Origin of the sequence: Devosia sp. BK, from assembly GCF_032907385.1 — a bacterium.
Classification (GTDB): domain Bacteria; phylum Pseudomonadota; class Alphaproteobacteria; order Rhizobiales; family Devosiaceae; genus Devosia.
The window spans coordinates 1,784,097-1,802,338 of the sequence record NZ_JAIMBX010000001.1 but is presented as its reverse complement, the minus strand read 5'-3'; the positions used below and the strand labels follow the sequence as shown (position 1 = coordinate 1,802,338).

The window sequence follows — 18,242 nt, the reverse complement described above, 5'->3', positions numbered from 1 at the left end:
TTAGCTTCAACGCGAGCAAGGGGCTCGCGTCATGCTGCTTCACGCTTTGCAAACCTGAAACCACTCACCTTATGGATTAAAGATATAAACATATCTTTATACGGTATTGACTCGCAATGGCTTCTGCCGGAATGTGCAGAGGCCAAGGTTCTCCGGTCGCCGCTTGCGATGTGCCGGAGCTAAGAGGGAAGCCGGTGCCCCGAAAGGTCGGGAATGCCGGCGCTGCCCCCGCAACTGTAAGCGGCGAGCTGAAGTCCACCATGTCACTGGGGTCAGACCTGGGAAGACGGGCAACGGCGATGACCCGCGAGCCAGGAGACCTGCCTCGGCGAAATAACGTCCACGGGCGGGGTGTCCTGGTGTGCCGTAGTGATGGTCGCGAGCGCGGCCCGTTTCGCTATGTGCTTGCCTCGGCCTTGCCCCCAACAAACTGGGGCTTGTCATGTCTCAAATGCAAAATCCGCCGGCATGTTTGGCGTGCCACCAACGAATGCCAGGTCTGCTCGACGTCCCGATGATGCGCGCGGGCGAAACGTCATGCGCCACTTCCAACCCTGCTGACTGACACCAAGACCGATAAGAGACGGCGACCGCTCCATGACCAAAGACCTGACTTTCGCAATCAAGACCGTTGCTTTCAACGAGGACTATCAGCCCGCTGAAAACACGCGCGTCACCACCAACTTCGCCAATCTCGCTCGCGGCGAAAGGCGGCAGGAGAATCTGCGCAATGCGCTGAGGATGATCGACAATCGATTCAACGCCTTGGCGTATTGGGATAACCCCAAAGCTGACCGCTACACCGTCGAACTCGACATCGTCACGGTCGAGTTGACGATCGGTGCCGAAGGAAAGAGCGCCTCGTTCCCCCTCATCGAAATCCTTAAGTCGACCATTCTGGACAAGAGGACGAATGAGCGCGTCGATGGGATCGTCGGCAATAACTTCTCGTCCTATGTTCGCGACTACGATTTCAGCGTCGTGTTGCCCGAGCACAATAAGGGACAGGCCAAATTCAACATTCCGGAGAGCTTTGGCGATCTCCATGGCAAGCTATTCAAGGCATTTCTGAACTCGGACATCTACCGCGCAAATTTCGGCAAGCCGCCGGTTATCTGCATCAGTGCCTCAAGCAGCAAAGTCTATCACCGCACCGAAAATCAGCACCCGGTTATGGGCGTCGAGTACCGTCAGGACGAGTTCTCGTCGACTGATCAGTACTTCGCCAAAATGGGGCTCAAGGTTCGCTACTTCATGCCGCCCGATAGCGTGGCGCCGCTCGCGTTCTACCATGTGGGCGATCTCTTGGGTGACTACACCAATCTGGAATTGATCAGCACCATCAGCACGATGGAGACGTTCCAGAAAATCTACCGGCCCGAGATCTATAACGCCAATTCGGCTGCCGGAGCTCTCTATCAGCCCGACCTGAAGCACCAGGACTATTCCGTGACGCGGGTGATCTATGACCGCGACGAACGTAGCCGCCTCGCCGTCGAGCAGGGCAAGTTCGCCGAAGAGCATTTTATCAAGCCCTATAAGAGCGTGCTCGACCAGTGGTGCGCCAGCTACGCGTCCTGAACAGTTAAAAGAACAGAAGATCGAGCATCATGAACAAACTCCTCCCCACCTCGACGGCTGGTAGCCTGCCCAAACCCTCTTGGTTGGCCCAGCCTGAAAAGCTCTGGTCGCCCTGGAAACTGGACGGCGAAGAACTCGTCGAGGGTAAGCAGGACGCGCTGCGCCTATCCCTCACCGATCAACAACAGGCAGGCATCGATATCGTCAGCGACGGCGAACAAACGCGCCAGCATTTCGTCACGACCTTCATCGAGCATCTCGATGGCGTCGATTTCGAAAAGCGCGAAACCGTGCGCATTCGCGATCGCTATGATGCGAGCGTGCCCACCGTCGTGGGCGCCGTTTCTCGCCAGAAGCCGGTCTTTGTCGAAGACGCCAAGTTTCTGCGTCGTCAGACCACGCAGCCGATCAAATGGGCCCTTCCGGGGCCGATGACCATGATCGATACGCTCTATGATGCGCATTACAAAAGCCGCGAAAAGCTCGCCTGGGAGTTCGCCAAAATCCTCAACGAGGAAGCCAAGGAGCTTGAAGCCGCGGGCGTCGATATCATCCAGTTCGACGAGCCGGCCTTCAACGTCTTCTTTGCCGAGGTAAACGAATGGGGCGTAGCAACGCTTGAGCGCGCGATCGAGGGACTCAAGTGCGAGACCGCCGTCCATATTTGTTATGGCTATGGCATCAAGGCCAACACGGATTGGAAGAAGACGCTCGGCGACGAATGGCGGCAATATGAAAAGACGCTGCCAACGCTGCAGAAATCGAGCATCGATCTGATTTCGCTCGAGTGCCATAATTCCCATGTTCCCATGGACCTGATCGAACTTATTCGCGGCAAGAAGGTCATGGTTGGGGCGATCGACGTCGCATCCAACACCATCGAAACTCCGGAAGAAGTCGCCGCGACCCTGCGGAAGGCCTTGCAGTTCGTGGACGCCGACAAGCTCTATCCCAGCACCAATTGCGGCATGGCGCCTCTTTCACGAAAGATCGCTACGGGAAAATTGCAGGCCCTGAGTGCTGGCGCTGCGATCGTCCGCCAGGAGCTATCGGCTTAAGCACCGACCTGTCGTCACCCCGTGTGGCCGGCTGAGTTCGCCACCGCTAAATCGATCAAAAGGAGCGACAAACGCCGCTCCGGTTCTTCCGCCCTAAAATATGCTTGAGAGGCCGATATGGACGTCTTGGACCATCGCCCCAACTCTGTGGACAAAGCCACCTATCGCAACGGCATGTCGCGCCTCGGCACGTCCGTCAATATCGTCACCACGACGCTGGCTGAGAAACGCTACGGTTTCACAGCCTCGGCCGTTTGCAGCGTCAGCGATACACCCCCGACACTGCTCGTTTGCATCAATCGTGCCAGCTCATGTTTTCACGCCTTCGAGAACGCCCGCCACTTCTGCGTCAACACGTTGAGGCCGGGCCAGGAAGACCTCTCGGAACTTTTTGGAGGCAGAATGCCGGGCTTGGAGCGCTTTGCCCTTGGCGAATGGCACGAGGGTTTTGCCGGAGTCCCCGTCCTCGCCACCGCATCAGTGAGCTTTGACTGCGAACTCACTAGTTTTGTCGACGAAGCAACCCACCGAGTTCTCTTCGGACGTGTCGTCAGCGTTCGTGAGAGCGACGAGAAAGCGACGCTCATGTACTGCATGCGGCGCTACATCAGCGGCTAGGCTGCTTGAAGCGCGCTAAGGTTGCCCGTGACTAAAACTGCCCGAGCGCTGTGGATCATTGCGCCGATCCATTATACCAAACCCCATCTCCTCGATCTGGCACGTCCCAATGTCCCTTGCTAACCGCCTGAAACGCTTCGGCCTCGATTATTATCTCTTCCTTCTGATCGGGACTGTAGCGCTCGCGACCATTTTTCCCGCGTCGGGCGTCGGGGCAGATATCGTCGACCAGATCGCCTATTTCGCTGTCGCGCTGCTGTTTTTCCTCTATGGCGCCAAGCTCAACACCAGCGCGATCGTGGCGGGCATCGCCAACTGGCGCCTGCAAGGCCTGGTCTTCGGTTTCACCTATGTGCTGTTTCCGCTTTGCGGATTGGCCTTGGCGGCTGTCCTGTCGCCATGGATCGAGGAAGAACTGGCAATTGGCATCGTCTATCTTTCCATCCTGCCGTCTACGGTACAGTCGTCAATCGCGTTCACGTCGATCGCACGCGGCAACGTCCCTGCGGCCGTTTGCGCGGCATCGATGTCGAATGTGCTCGGCGTGTTCCTCACCCCGGCGCTGGTGGCCGTGCTACTGCATTCTTCGGGCGATGGCATTTCGCTAAAATCCATCCTCGATATCGGTCTCCAAATCCTCGCGCCTTTTATCCTCGGCCAACTACTCCGCCCCTTGGTCGGCGGTTTCATCAGCCGTCATTCCGTTCTGACGCAGGTCGTTGATCGTGGCTCCATTCTTATCATCGTCTACTCAGCCTTCAGCGCCGGCGTCATCGCCGGGATCTGGCAGGAAGTGAGTCTGGCGAGCCTTTCGATCATCATCGCGGCCGATGTCATTCTGCTCGCGGTCATCATGGTAACCACGGTGTGGGCTGGGCGGGCAGCAGGGCTCACTCCAGCCGATCGGATCACCTTGCTCTTCTGCGGCTCCAAAAAAAGCCTCGCCAGCGGACTCCCCATGGCCAACATTCTGTTCGCTGGTCAAGCCGTCAGCATGATCATCCTGCCGCTGATGCTGTTCCACCAAATCCAACTCTTCGTCTGCGCCATCATTGCGCAACGTGCTGGCTATCTCGCCAGCGAAAAAGAACTGGAAGCGGCGGCGACTTAGTTCGGGGCGACGCCTCGTTCGGCGTTCCGAAAGGCTGTGGTAAGGGCCTGCTCCCGAACGTTCCGGAGCTGGGGAGTATCGCGGAACAGCACTGCTCACATGGCGCAGATATTAAACGCTTGAGCGTCAATGGCATCTGCCGCTCACCGCACGTGGGAGGACAATGGCGCTAAGATTAAAAATTTCCGATACCTAAATTAAGGGAACTCTGACTACTCACGCCCCTCCGATCGCTCCATGCTCATCAAATAGACAGAGGGCGGTGAGGGTAGTGGTTTTGGCTAGTGTTTTAGCAGTGGCAGATATTTCGCCTCAAACCGAGAGCCTGTTCGGCCTCGATGTGCAGGACCAGTCCTGCCGGCCGATGCTGCGCCAGCTCGAGGCACAAGGCGAACTGCTGGTTGTCGGCGAAGAAGTCGATCCGCATTTCGATCTTTCAGCACTGCTGTCGCTGACCCACGATACCAAAGCCGTCATTGCCGGCAAGCTTAAGGGTTCGGACCTCTCCGCTTTCGGCAATCTCCTCTCCGATCGCAAGCGCATTGCCCTGGCACTCGGCGTCGAAACGGACCAAATCCAGGAAACGCTGCTTGCCTCGGTCAAAAAGCCGGTTGCGCCAGTGATCGTCGAGAACGCTCCGGTGCAGCAGGTCGATTTTGACTATGGCGTTCTTGCCCGCCTCCCTGTTCCAACATTCTTCGCCAAGGAAACCGGCCCTTATATCAGCGCCGGCATGATGGTTGCGGTTGATCCCGAAACCGGCCTTGGCAATGCCTCCTATGCGCGCCTCAAGATCCTTAGCCCCACCGAGGCGTTGATCGGCATTGCGCCGAACCATCACCTCGCGATCATGACGCGCAAGGCCGCGGCGATGGGTAAGCCCTTGCCCTTCGCCGTGGTTCTAGGTGCACATCCCGCCATTCAACTGGCCGCGTGCCTCTATCTCGGCCTTGGCGACGATGAACTGCATTGTGCTGGTGCACTGCTCGGCGCGCCCGTGCGCGTCACCAAGTGCCTCACCAATGACATCCTCGTGCCGGCAGATGCCGAGATCGTGCTCGAAGGTTTCATCCATGCCGATAAGCCCATCGAAGAGGGCTATGTCTCGGAATATCATGGCATGTACGAGGATTATGGCGTCGGTGTCCTCGCCACCTTCCACCGCATGACGCGGCGGGAAGATGCCATGTTCCAGGTCATCGAACCCGGCTACCACGCCGAACACATCAATCTCGGCGCCATCCCGATTGCCGCGAGCCTCAAGGCCCAGCTGTCGCGCTCGATCCATAATGTCGGCGAGGTCGCCGTCACGGCGTCCGGTTCGGGTCGCAACAATGTCGTGGTGCAAATCCACAATCCGCGTCCCGGCCAGGCTCGCCGCGCCATGGCGATCTGCTGGGGCGCCGTCAGCATCATCAAGAACATCACCATCGTCGATAGCGATGTCGACCCGTGGGACACCGAAGCGGTGGAACTGGCCAAGTCCACCCGCATGCGCGCCGAGCGCGACGTGCTGATCGTCACCGACCTTCCGGCCGATCGCTCCGAGCCGCAGGAGTCGGGCGGCATGGTCGCCAAGATCGGTTATGACGCGACCATCCGACAGTCGGACCGCAAGGAAGGCTTCGATAAAGCCCTTCCGCCGGAAGCTTCTTATGACCGTATGCGTGCCGTTCTGGCCCGCGCCCAGGCCAAGGGGCGCTGAGCCATGCACAAGCGCCGTATGATCGTTGCGATTACCGGAGCCTCCGGCGCTTGCTACGGCGTGCAGGCGCTCAAGATGCTGCGCGAAATCGAAGGCATCGAAACCCATCTCATCATGTCGAGCGCCGGTGTGCGCACGGCCATGGAAGAGGGCGTCGTTGGCTCTGCCGAGGAAATTCGCGCTCTGGCCGATGTCACCTATCCGCACAAGGATATCGGGGCAGCGGTGGCCTCCGGCTCGTTCAAATGCGAAGGCATGCTGGTCGCGCCGTGCTCGATCAAGACGCTGAGCGCAGTAGCCCATTGCTATTCCGACGATCTCATTTCGCGGGCCGCCGACGTTTGCCTCAAGGAGCGTCGCAAGCTCGTCCTGATGGTGCGCGAGACCCCGCTTCATGCCGGTCACATCGCGTTGATGGACACGGCAACGCGCAGCGGGGCGATTATCATGCCGCCCGTGCCCAGCTTCTATACCCGTCCGAAGACGCTCGACGATCTGGTGAGCCAGACAGTGGGTCGCGCTCTGGACCTTTTCGATCTCGACCACCCCAGTGTGCGCCGATGGAAAGAAGGAGGTCTGAGCTAGTCAGGGATGCGTCCGCTGGCCGCCTCAGCCAGCATGAATAAGGGAACGGGCTTCCTCTGGAGAAAGGAGGCCGCAAAAAATGGAGAAACACATGAACAATCTGACGACTACCAGCAAGTCGCGCGCCGCCCGCATGGGCCGAGCCGCTGCGCTTGCACTCGCTCTGCTTGGCACCTCGGTTTTGACCGGCATGACCAGCAACGCCTTTGCTCAGGCCGACGAGCAGGCCGTGAGCGGCGGTGAAATGACCATCATCGCCGGCTCCGATATCAAGAGCTGGGATCCGGCCATCACCTCGGGCACCTTCCCGGGCGGCCCAATGGATCAGCTCGATTCCGTCTATGGCTTCCTGGTCTATGTCGACCTCCAAGGCAAGGTTCAGGGCGGCATGGCCGAAAGCCTGACCAGTGACGACGCCAAGGTCTGGACCCTCAAGCTGCGTCCGAACGTGAAATTCACCGACGGCAATCCCTATGATGCCGAAGCCGTGGTCTACAACTGGAAGCGCGCCGCCAATCCCGACACGCTCGCACCGGCCCAGCCCTTCGTTTCGTCCTGGATCGACGGCGTCAAGATCATCGACCCCCTGACCATCGAAATCACCCTGCCGACTCCGAACCGCAATTTCGGTTCGACTGTCGCCCAGTCCGCGCCTTTCGTTGCGTCGCCCGCGGCGCTCGAAGCTGCCGGCTCGGATAAGGCCGCGATCAAGCCGGTCGGCGCTGGCCCCTTCCTCTTTGAAAGCTGGGATCAGGGCATTTCGCTCTCGTTCGAGCGCAATCCGGACTATTGGGACCAGCCGCGCCCCTATCTCGACACGCTGAAATTCGCGATCATCCCGGAAACCAACAGCCGTATCTCGACTGTGGTTCAGGGCGGCGCGCAGATGATGGCGGGCTATCCCTACCAGTTCGGCGCCAATGCCGAAGCACCCGGTGTGACGACGCATGAAATCCCGATCCCGGGCCTTTATCGCGCCTATTTCAATCAGGTCGCCGGCAGCTTCACCGATCACCGCGCGCGTGAAGCCTTCTACCACGCGGTCGATCCGGCCCGCCTGATGCAGGCCTATACCCAGGTCGATGGCTATGTGACCCCGACCAACTATTTCACCGAAGCCTCGCCTTACTATCAGACCGAATACACTCTGCCGACCTACGACCCGGAAAAGGCGCAGGAGCTCTTCAACGAACTGGCTGCCGACGGCAAGCCGTTCAAGATGAAGCTCGTCACCTATTCGAACTCGGACCTCAAGCGTCTCGCTTCGTACTTGCAGCAGGTGCTGTCGGCCTACGAAAACGTCGAAGTCGAGCTCGAACTCGTCGACCAGGCCATGCTTAAGCCGCAGTGCCAGACCCAGGTCAATTTCGACCTCTGCGTCGATGGTGGCGTGCTCGTGGCCAATGGCGCCGAGCCGATCATCTCGAACCTTCTCAAGACCGGTGGCGTCGACAACTGGGGCCAGTATTCGAGCGAAGCCATGGACGGCTATCTCAATGCCGCCAATGCGACCATGGATCAGGCTCAGGTCAAGGCTGCCTATCTCGACGTGCAGAAGGTCATTGCCGAGGACCTGCCGCTCTACATCTTTGGCTCGGAGACGCGCTTCCTGCTGCTCCGCGACAACACTGGCGGCATCGTGCCCTCCAATGGCGGCATCTTGCAGAAGCAGTATCTCTACGTCTGTGAAGACGCCTGCGCTGCAAAATAAGCTCTAGCCCACACCGCTCCGTTCTTCCCTCGTGACGGAGCAAACGGTGCCGCGCCTCCCCGCGGCACCGTCCCATAAAACGGATGCCGACGGCGTCCATCCAATGACACCTGAAGGTCATCTCATGTTCGACAAACGCCCCAGAAAAACCTTCCGCCAGCTCTTTGGCGAGAAGCAGGTCTTCACCCCTTGCGTGTGGGATTGCTACTCGGCCAAGGCAGCGGAAATGGCTGGTTTCGAAGCCATTCTGCTCTCGGGCGCCTCGCTCGGCTTTTCGATGTCGGGCGTGCCGGATATGGGCCTGCATAATCAGGAAGAGCTGGTTTGGGCCACCGACCGCATTTCCGATTACTCCCCGCTGCCGCTGATCATCGACGCCGACGATTGCTTCGGTGACGTGGCCCAGGCCTATCGCACCTGCCGCCGCCTCGCCAAGGCCGGCGCTGCCGCGATTCTCCTCGAAGATACGCCCAACGAACGCGGCTATGCCCGCTTCGGCCGCGCCATGGAAAAGGCGACGCTCGAAGGCAAGCTCGATGGCAATATCGAGCATCCGGTGATTTCCCAGGAACTCTGGCTGGCCAAGATCAAGGCCGCACTCGACGCCTGCGCCGACACCGATTGTGTCGTCATCGCCCGCACCGAGTCCAAGCTCGAAAAGGGCCTCGACGACGCCATCGAGCGCTGCGTCAAGGCCGAGGATCTCGGCGCTGAAATGACCTATGTCCATGGTCTGCGCACCCTCGAAGAGTGCAAGAAGGTCAACGCGGCGCTGCCGGGCTGGAAGATGTTTGGCGACATCGCCTGGGTCAATGGCAAGCCCTTCGTCGAACTCGAAGATATCGGCGCCCTCGGCTTCAACCTCGTCACCATGCACTACCTCGAAAAAGGCTCGATGTACGGAATGATGGATTTCGGTAAGCGCGTCTTTGCCGAGCAGAGCACCCGCTATTCCGATGAGCACGACATGGGTGGCTACACCAAGGAAGAGCAGCGGAACCTGCTCGAACGCGACATCGGCTGGATGGACGCGGAAGAAGAGTGGAAGCGCATCTGAGCGCGCCATTGAAGGTGAACGCAAAGGTGGCGGTGGGTGTCAAAACTCGCCGCCGGAACAGGAAAGGGAACTGACGTGCTGAATAGCGCAATGCCCTATTTTCGGGCCATATCGACGCGATTGATCACCGGGGTTCTCGTCTTCCTGCTGGTGACTTTTAGCGCCACTGCCCTTTCAAGCCTGGCGCCCGGCTCGGCTGCGCAGCTGATCCTTGGCGATTACGCAACGCCAGAGCAGATCGCGGCGCTCAATGCCCAATATGGCTATGACCTGCCGCTCTGGCAGCGCTATCTCAGCTGGCTCGGCGATCTCTTGCGCGGTGATCTCGGTGTGACGCTCTTCAGCCAGCAACCCATTCTTGGCGTCGTCCTCGAACGCGCCGCCGTCACCTTCGAAATCGCCTTCCTCGCCATGGCTGTGTCGCTGCTCGGCATTCCGATCGCCATGTATACCGCGAGCCATCCAAACAAGCTCGCCGACAAGGTAATGCGCTCCATCTCGACGGTGCTGCTTGCCGTGCCGACCTTCGTCATCGTGGTCTTGTTCTCTTACCTTTTCGCCATGGTGCTGCGCTGGTTCCCGGCGACGGGCTGGGCCAAGTTCACCGAAAATCCGGTGGCCAATCTCTGGTATGTGGCGCTGCCGGTCCTCTGCCTCAGCATGCACCAGACGGCCTATCTCTACCGCGTGGCGCGCAACGAATTTGTCACGACGCTGCAGGAAGATTACATCGCAGTCGCCCGCGCCAAGGGCCTGCCGCTCGGCTACATTCTCTTCCATCACGCCCTACGTCCCGCCATGCCGCAGATCCTGACGGTCATGGGCCTGTCGCTGACCTATATGCTGGCCGGCTCTTTCGTTGTCGAAAGCTATTTCGCCGTGCCCGGCATCGGCTGGACCATCCTGAGCGCCGTCAAGAGCCACGACATTCCGCTCGTCCAGGCGATCCTCTCGCTCACCGTCGTCATCTTCGTCATCGTCTTCATGCTGGTCGATCTCGGCTACGCGCTCATCGACCCACGGGTGAAAGTATCATGACCGATATCGGCAATTCCCCCGTCTTCAAGCCTGGCCCCGATGCCAAGCTCGGCGAGATCGTGCGCCACGCCATGCCCTGGTCGAGCCGCCTCAAACTCCCCGGCGCCTCGCCCTTCGAAATGCTGGCGGCGATCTTTCTCGTCCTGCTGGTGTTGATCGCGCTTTTCGTCGATTTCATTCCCGGTCTTGTCAGCCCGAAACTGCCCTATGGCGATTTCTCGGCTCTGCCGGAATGGTCGCTCAATGGCCTTCTCGGCACCGACGATATCGGCCGCAGCATTTTCTCGCGCGTACTCTATGGCGCGCGTACCTCGATGATGATCGTCGCCATCTCGACGACGATCGCCCTCTTCGCCGGTCTCCTCCTCGGCATGCTCGCCGGCTATTATCGCGGCATTTTCGAGCGCGGCGTCGATCTCTTCGCCAATGCGCTTGCCGCCATGCCTTCGACGCTCGTCGTGCTCGCCTTCGTCGCCGTCACCGGCCCATCCGTCGTCACCATCATCGTCGTCCTCGGCATCTTTGACATTGGCACCTATGCCCGCGTCGCCAAAGCCGGCGTCATTTCGCAGTCCAACCGCGACTATGTGCTCGCCGCCCGCGCCATGGGCGCCACCGATGGCCGCATCCTCCTCAAGGAAATCCTGCCCAATCTCATTCCAGCCCTGACCGCTGTCATGCCGACGCTGATGGCTGGCCTCATCATCACAGAGGGCTCGCTGAGCTTCCTTGGCTACGGCATTCCTGCGCCGGCGCCGAGCTGGGGTGGAATGATCGCCAGCTCCACCGATCTCTTGAGCCGCTTCCCCATTCTCATCGTCGGACCCGTGCTCGCCATCGTCTTGACCGTCTATGCCTTCAACACCATCGGCGACTATCTCGCCCAACGCCTCAACAGCCGCGAACGGGAGAGCTGAGATGTATTCCGAAGCTCCTGGCCCGATCCTCTCCTGCGCCGCCATGACCTGTGAGATGGACTCTGTCTCCGGTCCCTTGCAGATCCTTCAGGACATCAACTTCACCCTCGCGCCCCGCCGCGCTCTGGGCATTGTCGGTGAATCCGGCGCCGGAAAGTCCATGCTGGTCAAGGCCATCATGGGCATCGCCCCCAAGGGCCTCAAGACCATGGGCCGGATCGAACTTAAAGGGCAGGACCTGCTCGCGCTCAAGCCGCGAGATCGTGCCCGGCTCATCGGCCGCAAGGTCGGTATCGTCTTCCAGAACCCGATGACCTCGCTCAATCCTTTCGTCCAGATCGGGCGGCAGATCGAAGAAGCCGGCTGCATCCATATGGGCCTGAGCAAGGCCGAAGCCCGGTCGCGCGCCATCGAGCTCTTGTCCTTCGTCGGTCTTCCGGACCCCGAGGATTGCTACGATTATTATCCGCACCAGTTCTCGGGCGGCATGAAGCAGCGCATCATGATCGCGGCGGCGCTCATATGCCAGCCCGACCTCCTCATCGCCGACGAAGCCACGACGGCGCTCGATGTGACCGTGCAAAAGGAAGTGCTGGACCTGCTCCAGACCATCCAGGCCGAGCGGCAGATGTCGATGATTCTCGTCTCGCACAATCTCGGCGTCGTCGCCGGCCGCACGGACGAAATCCTCGTGCTCTATGGCGGCAATGTCGTCGAATATGGCCCGACCGCCGAAGTCTTCCGCAATCCGCGCCATCGCTATACCGAGGCATTGCTCTCGGCCATGCCGGCGATGGACCAGCCGGCCCACACACGGCTCCGCACCATTCCCGGCCAGCCGCCGAACCTGGCCAATCGTCCTGCCGGTTGCCCCTTCGCACCGCGTTGCCCTTCTGCCCAGGCCATCTGCCATGAAGCGACGCCGCCGATGTCGGCCGGCATTCACCCCGACCATCGCTTTGCCTGCCACTTCCCGCTGGCTGAACTGCCGCGCCAGGCGCCGCAGGAGGTTGCCCATGTCCAGTGACGCCATTCTCGAGGTCCAGAACCTCTCCGTCAGCTTCACCCGCGCCGGCAAGGAAATGAAGGCGGTCGACGACGTCTCTTTTACAGTCGGGGCAGGGGAAACCTTGGGCCTCGTCGGCGAAAGCGGCAGCGGTAAGACCACCATCGGCCGCGCGCTCCTGCGCCTCCTGCCCAATGCCAATACGACGGCCAAGGGTTCGGTGCGCTACAAGGGCCAGGACCTCATCACCCTGCCAAGCGAAGACATGCGCCGCATGCGCAATCGCCTGCAGATGATTTTCCAGGACCCGCTCTCGTCCTTCAATCCGCGCCGCAATGTCGAAGACATCGTCGCCGAGGGCCTCGTCATTCAGGGCAAGCCGGCCAGCGAACGCAAGACCCGCGTGCAGTCCGCTCTCGCCGATGTCGGCTTCGATATCGACCTCGTTGCCGGGCGCAAGCCGCATCAGTTTTCCGGCGGCCAGTGCCAGCGCATCGCCATTGCCCGCTCGCTCGCCGTCGAGCCTGAACTCATCGTTTGTGACGAACCGGTCGCCTCGCTCGACGTCTCGGTGCAGGCGCAGGTCATCAACCTGCTGCAGGACATCCGCGAAAACCGTAATCTCGCGCTGATCTTCATTTCGCACGATCTCGCGGTCGTCAAAAATGTCAGCGATCGCGTGGCCGTGCTTTACATGGGCCGCATTGTCGAGATCGGCACGGGGCCGCAGATCTACACCCGACCGGCGCATCCCTATACCCGCACGCTGCTCGAAGCCGTGCCCGTGGTCGATGCCACGCGAAAGATCGAGCCCGATGGCAAGCGCACCGTGATGCCCTCGCGCAATCGGCCCCAAGGCGGCTGCGCCTTCCGTAGCCGGTGCCCGCGCGCGACGGACATATGTGCCCAGGTCGTCCCGACCCTGCAGCCCGCGCCAGGTGGCCAGATGGTCGCCTGCCATCATCCCCATGATGAGCCGGCCCCCGGCATGGCGGCGTGAGGGCAAGGCGATGAGCAATCCCGGCTTTCTCCAGCGCGTCTGGCCCGATATGTGCGCCGCCTATCGCGACGCCGCGCTTGGCCGCGCCTGCCTCGACCTGCAGGAGCGGTACAATGTCGATGTGCCGCTGCTCTTGGTGCTGTGCATTGCCGACCGCGTCGGCCACGGCATTGCAGCCGAAAATCTCGATGCGCTGGTGATCGAGAGCGAAGACTGGCGCGCTGCCGCCATCGAACCGCTCCGCCGCGCCCGCCAGGCCATGAAAGGGCGCTTCACCGCGCCATCCGAACAGGCGCTACGCGACGACATCAAGCGCCTCGAACTCGAAGCCGAGCGCCTGCATGTCCAGCGCCTCGCCGAAGCCTTCCCGCCTGCAGGCGGGGAATTTGGCGTGGCGGCCAGCCAATATCTCGCGCTGCGCGGCGTGCCCACAGACATTGCCACGCAGTTCTTGCAGACCTTCGATATCGCCTATGATGCGCAGGTTGCGCCGGTCGTGGCGCTGGATTGAACGGAGCATAAATCATGAGTGATTTCGATACAGTCATCCAGGGCCGCTTCGTCGGCGAAGACGGCATCGTCGAGCGCGGCTTCGCCGCCGTGCGCGATGGCAAGATCGCGATGCTCGGCTCGGGCACGGCGCCCGCAGCAAAAGATGTCCACGATTTCGGCGACGCCATCGTCCTTCCCGGCGTCATCGACGGCCAGGTCCATTCGCGCTCGCAAAAGGACCAGGAAGACTTCATCTGGTCGACGCGTTCGGCCGCTGCCGGCGGCGTCACCACCATCGTCGACATGCCCTATGACGCTGGCCTATTGATTTCGACCGGCGACATGATCCGCGAAAAGGCCCGCAGTGCCGGCGAACAGGCCCGGGTCGATTTCGCGCTCTATGGCACGATCAATCCAGCGCATGGCCCGATCCATATCGCCGAAATGGCCGAAGCCGGCGCCGCCTCCTTCAAGTTCTCCACCTTCAACACCGATTCCACCCGTTTCCCGCGTATCCCGACGCCGCTGCTCCATGCCGCCTTTACCGAAGTCGCCAAGACCGGCCTGATCGCCGGCGTCCACAACGAGAACGATGAATGCGTTCAGGTCTGGAGCGAGGCCATCAAGGCAACGGGCCGTACCGACTATCGCACCCATGGCGAATCCCGCCCGCCGATCGCCGAAACCCTGGCCGTCGCCGAAGTCTACGAAATCGCCCAGGCGACCGGCGCCTCGGCCCACATCGTCCACTGCTCGGTCGGCCGCGGTTACGACATCGCCCAGGCCTATCGCGCCCAGGGCGTCGATGCGACCATCGAAGCCTGTATCCACTATCTCGTCTGCAGCGAGGAAGAGGACGTCTCGCGCATGCTCGGCCGCGCCAAGTGCAATCCGCCGATCCGCTCCGCCGCCGAACGCGAAAAGCTCTGGCAGCATCTGGCCGCCGGCCACATCACCATCGTCTCGACCGACCACGTTTCCTGGGGCCTTGAGCGCAAGTCGTCCCCGGTCATGCTCGAAAATGCCTCGGGCATGCCGAGCCTCGAAGTTCTCCCGAGCCTCCTCCTCGACGGCCTCACCGATCGCAACCTGCCGCTGACCCACGCGGCAAAACTGCTGGCGTCCAACCCGGCCCGCCTCTTCCGCATCGCCGACCAGAAGGGCGGCTTTGGCCTCGGTCTCGACGCAGACTTCGCCGTTTTTACCGAGCGCCCGCGTTACTACGACCCGTCGGCCAGCGGCCACAACGTCGTCGGCTGGAGCCCCTATGAGGGCCGCCTCATGCGCTATGCGCCCGTCGCCACCTTCCTCCGCGGCGATCTCGTCTTCGACGGCACCAATGTCCTGGCCCAGCCCGGCAATGGCCGCTTCATCAAGCCCAACCGCGTCACCCCGGCAATCGCCGCATGAACATCCCCGGCACCAATACCCCGCTCAAGGTGGATCGCGAGCAGCTCCAGCGCGATCTCGACGCGCTGGCGGCGCTCACCGAGCCCGGTAAACCCTGGACCCGGCGATCTTTTACACCCATGTTCCTGAAGGGGCGCGATTACCTCGCCAAGCGCTTCGCCGAGGAAGGCCTGTCCACCCATATCGACGCCGCCGGAAATCTCATCGGCCGCTGGCAGGGCACGGATGCGTCCGCCCCGGCCCTGATGACCGGCTCCCACAGCGACACCGTCCCGAGCGGTGGCCGTTTTGACGGCATTGCCGGCATTCTCTCCGGCCTTGTCGCCATCCGCGCGCTGCGGGAAGCCGGATACAAGCCAAAACATTCGATCGATCTCGTCGATTTCCTCGCCGAAGAGCCCAGCGAATGGGGCCTCTCCTGCATCGGCAGCCGCGGCATGGTCGGGGCACTGACCCCGGACCACCTCGCCATGATCGGCCCCGATCACGAACGGTTCGACACGGCCATCACCCGCATGGGCGGCGACCCCGCGCGCCTCGGCGGCAAGCTTCATTCCGATGTTGCAGCCTTCGTCGAGATACACATCGAGCAAGGCCCTGTCCTTGAGGCCGAAGCCATTCCGCTCGGCGTGGTTAGTGGCATTGCCGGCATCGCCCGCGTCCGCCTCCGCCTTGAAGGCGAAGCCGGTCACGCCGGCACCGTGCCGATGAATATGCGCGCCGATGCCGGCATGGCCATGTCGCGCCTCCTTCTCTCACTTCGAGATGCCGCCCGCGTCGAGGCCGAAAAGGGCAGGGGCCATTTCACCGCCACCGTCGGCGTCATCAAGTTCGAGCCCAATGGCGCCAATGTTGTGCCCGGGGCCGCCGAAGCGATCGTCGACATCCGCGCCGAGAACGATGCGGCCATGGACGATTATCTCGCTGCCATCGACACTCTGGCTCAGAACGCTACCACAGCCGAAGGCTGCCGTGTCGCCGCCACCGAGCGCCTGAGCCGCACTTTCGCAGTCCTATGCGATCAGCGCCTCCGGGGCATCATTCGCGAAGCCGCCGAAGTCCATGGCCTCGCGACGCGCTCGCTCGCGTCCGGCGCCGGCCATGACGCGGCCTTTGTCGCGCGCATTGCCCCCGCCGCCATGATTTTCGTGCCCTCCAAGGGCGGCATCAGCCATGCCCCCGAAGAGTGGACCGACACCGAAGCCATCGCCCGAGCCGCCGACGTTCTGGCGCTGACCCTTTCAACCCTCGATCAAAAGCCCCGTGCCCCCGCGGCCTGACCATTGGCGCAACAGCGCCCCCACCTAGGAATAGAAGAATGAGCAGTATCATCCTCGACGGCAACAGCCTCACCATCGAGCAGGTCGTCCGCATCGCACGCGAAGGCGTCAAGGTCGAGCTGGCCCCCGAGGCCCGCGCCGAGATCGTCAAGAAGCGCGCCTATATCGAGGAAAACTGGCTCACCGAAAATGCCCCGGCCACCTATGGCTTCAACACCGGCGTGGGCAAGCTCAAGGATTACAAGATCAACCAGGCCGATAACGAGCAGTTCCAGCTCAATATCGTGCTCTCGCACTGCTCGGGCATGGGCGATCCGGCCTCCGAGGAAATCGTGCGCGCCATGATGGCCGTCCGCATCAATGCCTTCTGCGTCGGCGTCTCGGGCCTCCGCATCGAAGTCGTCGATCGCCTCGTGGCCATGCTCAACAATGGCGTCCATCCGGTCGTCCCGATCCAGGGTTCGGTCGGCGCCTCGGGCGATCTTGCTCCACTCGCCCACATGGTTTCGGTGCTGATCGGCTACGAAAAGGCCGAGGCGTATTATAAGGGCGAACGCATGTCCGCCCCCAAGGCCCTCGAATTGGCCGGCATTTCGCCGACCAAATTCGATCTCAAGGCCAAGGATTGCCTAGCGCTCATCAACGGCAACAGCCTCTGCGCCGGCATGGGCTCGCTCACCATCTGGGATGCCGAGCAACTGATGAAGACGGTCGATGCCATCGGCTCATTGAGCCTTGAAGCCATCCGTGGCGAACAGGCCGCCTTCGACGCGCGCATCCATGAAGTCCGCAAGCAACCGGGCCAGATCAACGCCGCCGAAAACGTGCGCCGCATGATCAAGGGCTCGCGCCGCACCTCGGAATCCGCCCGCGCCGTTCGCCTCGAAGACGATATCCTCCATCCCGTCCACCATGCCCGCGTGCAGGATCAGTATTCCTTCCGCTGCCTGCCGCAGGTCCATGGCTCCTGTCGCGACCAGCTCGAACACGCCAAGACGCTGATGACGCGCGAACTCAATGCCGCGACCGACAATCCGCTGGTGTTCTGGAATGAAGCAGGCGCGCTTGAATTCCTCTCGGGCGGCAATTTCCACTGCGAACCCATCGCCTTTGCCATGGATATCCTCGCCATCGCGCTGATCGAAATCGGCAACATCTCAGAGCGCCGCCTCTTTGCGCTCTGCGACACGACGCTGAACTATGGCCTGCCGCCCAACCTGGCCGGCCGCCCCATCGGCCTCAACTATGGCTATGGCATCCTGTCGACAGCCGCTGCCGCCGTCGCCTCGGAGAACAAGACCCTCGCCTTCCCATCGGTGGCCGACACCATCCCGACCAAGTCGAGCCAGGAAGATCACGTCTCGATGGCCGCCTGGTCCTGCCGCAAGGCCCAGCAGGTCCTGAGCAACATGCCGAAAATCGTCGCCGTCGAATGCCTCTTGGCCACCAAGGCGATCTTCCTCACGCGCGATGCGCTTGGGCAGTTCGCCCTCGGCGCCGGCACCCAGGCGATCTATGACGCCGTGTCCGATGTCGTCCCGCTCCAGGAGCAGGATGGCTATATGCAGGACCAGATCGTCCCGATGATCAAGCTCCTCACCGATGGCGGCGTCCTCGCCGCTGCTGAAGGCGCCGTCGGCGCGCTCAATTAAGCCCTCTTGAGGCCCGCGCTC

At 61.5% G+C, this 18,242-nt stretch carries 16 protein-coding genes and 1 riboswitch; all 16 genes read left to right on the top strand.

The window, feature by feature from the left end:
• Positions 1-128 precede the first annotated feature (128 nt).
• Positions 129-343, top strand: a riboswitch (cobalamin riboswitch).
• 254 nt (positions 344-597) lie between these two features.
• The 16 genes from DevBK_RS08820 to hutH all read left to right on the top strand — a co-directional run bounded on the left by DevBK_RS08820 (position 598) and on the right by hutH (position 18,221).
• Positions 598-1,581: a DUF1852 domain-containing protein gene (locus DevBK_RS08820; protein ID WP_317185159.1), complete on the top strand. Its 984-nt coding sequence runs from the start codon at positions 598-600 to the stop codon at positions 1,579-1,581.
• A 29-nt stretch (positions 1,582-1,610) separates the two neighbouring features.
• Complete coding sequence (locus DevBK_RS08815) at positions 1,611-2,639, top strand: methionine synthase (protein ID WP_317185158.1); 1,029 nt, start codon at positions 1,611-1,613, stop codon at positions 2,637-2,639.
• Positions 2,640-2,756: 117 nt separating this feature from the next.
• Entirely contained in the window at positions 2,757-3,257 is a 501-nt protein-coding gene (locus tag DevBK_RS08810; protein ID WP_317185157.1) for a flavin reductase, read from the top strand.
• 109 nt (positions 3,258-3,366) lie between these two features.
• Positions 3,367-4,368, top strand: coding sequence for a bile acid:sodium symporter family protein (locus DevBK_RS08805; RefSeq protein ID WP_061907212.1), 1,002 nt, complete (start codon positions 3,367-3,369; stop codon positions 4,366-4,368).
• A 364-nt stretch (positions 4,369-4,732) separates the two neighbouring features.
• Positions 4,733-6,073: a UbiD family decarboxylase gene (locus tag DevBK_RS08800; RefSeq protein WP_317185605.1), complete on the top strand. Its 1,341-nt coding sequence runs from the start codon at positions 4,733-4,735 to the stop codon at positions 6,071-6,073.
• Between the two features lie 3 nt (positions 6,074-6,076).
• Positions 6,077-6,658 carry a UbiX family flavin prenyltransferase gene (locus tag DevBK_RS08795; RefSeq protein WP_061907210.1) on the top strand — a complete coding sequence of 194 codons (582 nt, stop codon included), beginning with the start codon at positions 6,077-6,079 and terminating at the stop codon, positions 6,656-6,658.
• A 91-nt stretch (positions 6,659-6,749) separates the two neighbouring features.
• Positions 6,750-8,369: an ABC transporter substrate-binding protein gene (locus DevBK_RS08790; protein ID WP_156463950.1), complete on the top strand. Its 1,620-nt coding sequence runs from the start codon at positions 6,750-6,752 to the stop codon at positions 8,367-8,369.
• 124 nt (positions 8,370-8,493) lie between these two features.
• On the top strand, positions 8,494-9,426 hold the full coding sequence (locus DevBK_RS08785; protein ID WP_061907209.1) for an oxaloacetate decarboxylase: 933 nt from the start codon (positions 8,494-8,496) through the stop codon (positions 9,424-9,426).
• Positions 9,427-9,516: 90 nt separating this feature from the next.
• Complete coding sequence (locus DevBK_RS08780) at positions 9,517-10,464, top strand: ABC transporter permease (RefSeq protein WP_061907208.1); 948 nt, start codon at positions 9,517-9,519, stop codon at positions 10,462-10,464.
• Positions 10,461-11,381 (top strand): ABC transporter permease, encoded by a 921-nt coding sequence (locus tag DevBK_RS08775; RefSeq protein ID WP_317185156.1) that lies wholly within the window; start codon positions 10,461-10,463, stop codon positions 11,379-11,381. The genes DevBK_RS08780 and DevBK_RS08775 overlap by 4 nt, the downstream gene beginning before the upstream one ends.
• 1 nt (position 11,382) lies before the next feature.
• Positions 11,383-12,408 (top strand): ABC transporter ATP-binding protein, encoded by a 1,026-nt coding sequence (locus DevBK_RS08770; RefSeq protein WP_317185155.1) that lies wholly within the window; start codon positions 11,383-11,385, stop codon positions 12,406-12,408.
• Complete coding sequence (locus DevBK_RS08765) at positions 12,398-13,387, top strand: ABC transporter ATP-binding protein (protein ID WP_317185154.1); 990 nt, start codon at positions 12,398-12,400, stop codon at positions 13,385-13,387. Before DevBK_RS08770 ends, DevBK_RS08765 begins: the two co-directional genes overlap by 11 nt.
• Positions 13,388-13,397: 10 nt before the next feature.
• On the top strand, positions 13,398-13,898 hold the full coding sequence (locus DevBK_RS08760) for a TIGR02444 family protein (protein ID WP_317185153.1): 501 nt from the start codon (positions 13,398-13,400) through the stop codon (positions 13,896-13,898).
• Positions 13,899-13,912: 14 nt separating this feature from the next.
• The gene (locus DevBK_RS08755; protein WP_317185152.1) at positions 13,913-15,289 is read left to right on the top strand and encodes a dihydroorotase; all 1,377 of its coding nucleotides are present in this window, start codon (positions 13,913-13,915) and stop codon (positions 15,287-15,289) included.
• Positions 15,286-16,569, top strand: coding sequence for a Zn-dependent hydrolase (locus DevBK_RS08750; RefSeq protein ID WP_317185151.1), 1,284 nt, complete (start codon positions 15,286-15,288; stop codon positions 16,567-16,569). The genes DevBK_RS08755 and DevBK_RS08750 overlap by 4 nt, the downstream gene beginning before the upstream one ends.
• 38 nt (positions 16,570-16,607) lie before the next feature.
• Positions 16,608-18,221 carry a histidine ammonia-lyase gene (gene hutH / locus DevBK_RS08745; protein ID WP_317185150.1) on the top strand — a complete coding sequence of 538 codons (1,614 nt, stop codon included), beginning with the start codon at positions 16,608-16,610 and terminating at the stop codon, positions 18,219-18,221.
• Positions 18,222-18,242: the final 21 nt, after the last annotated feature.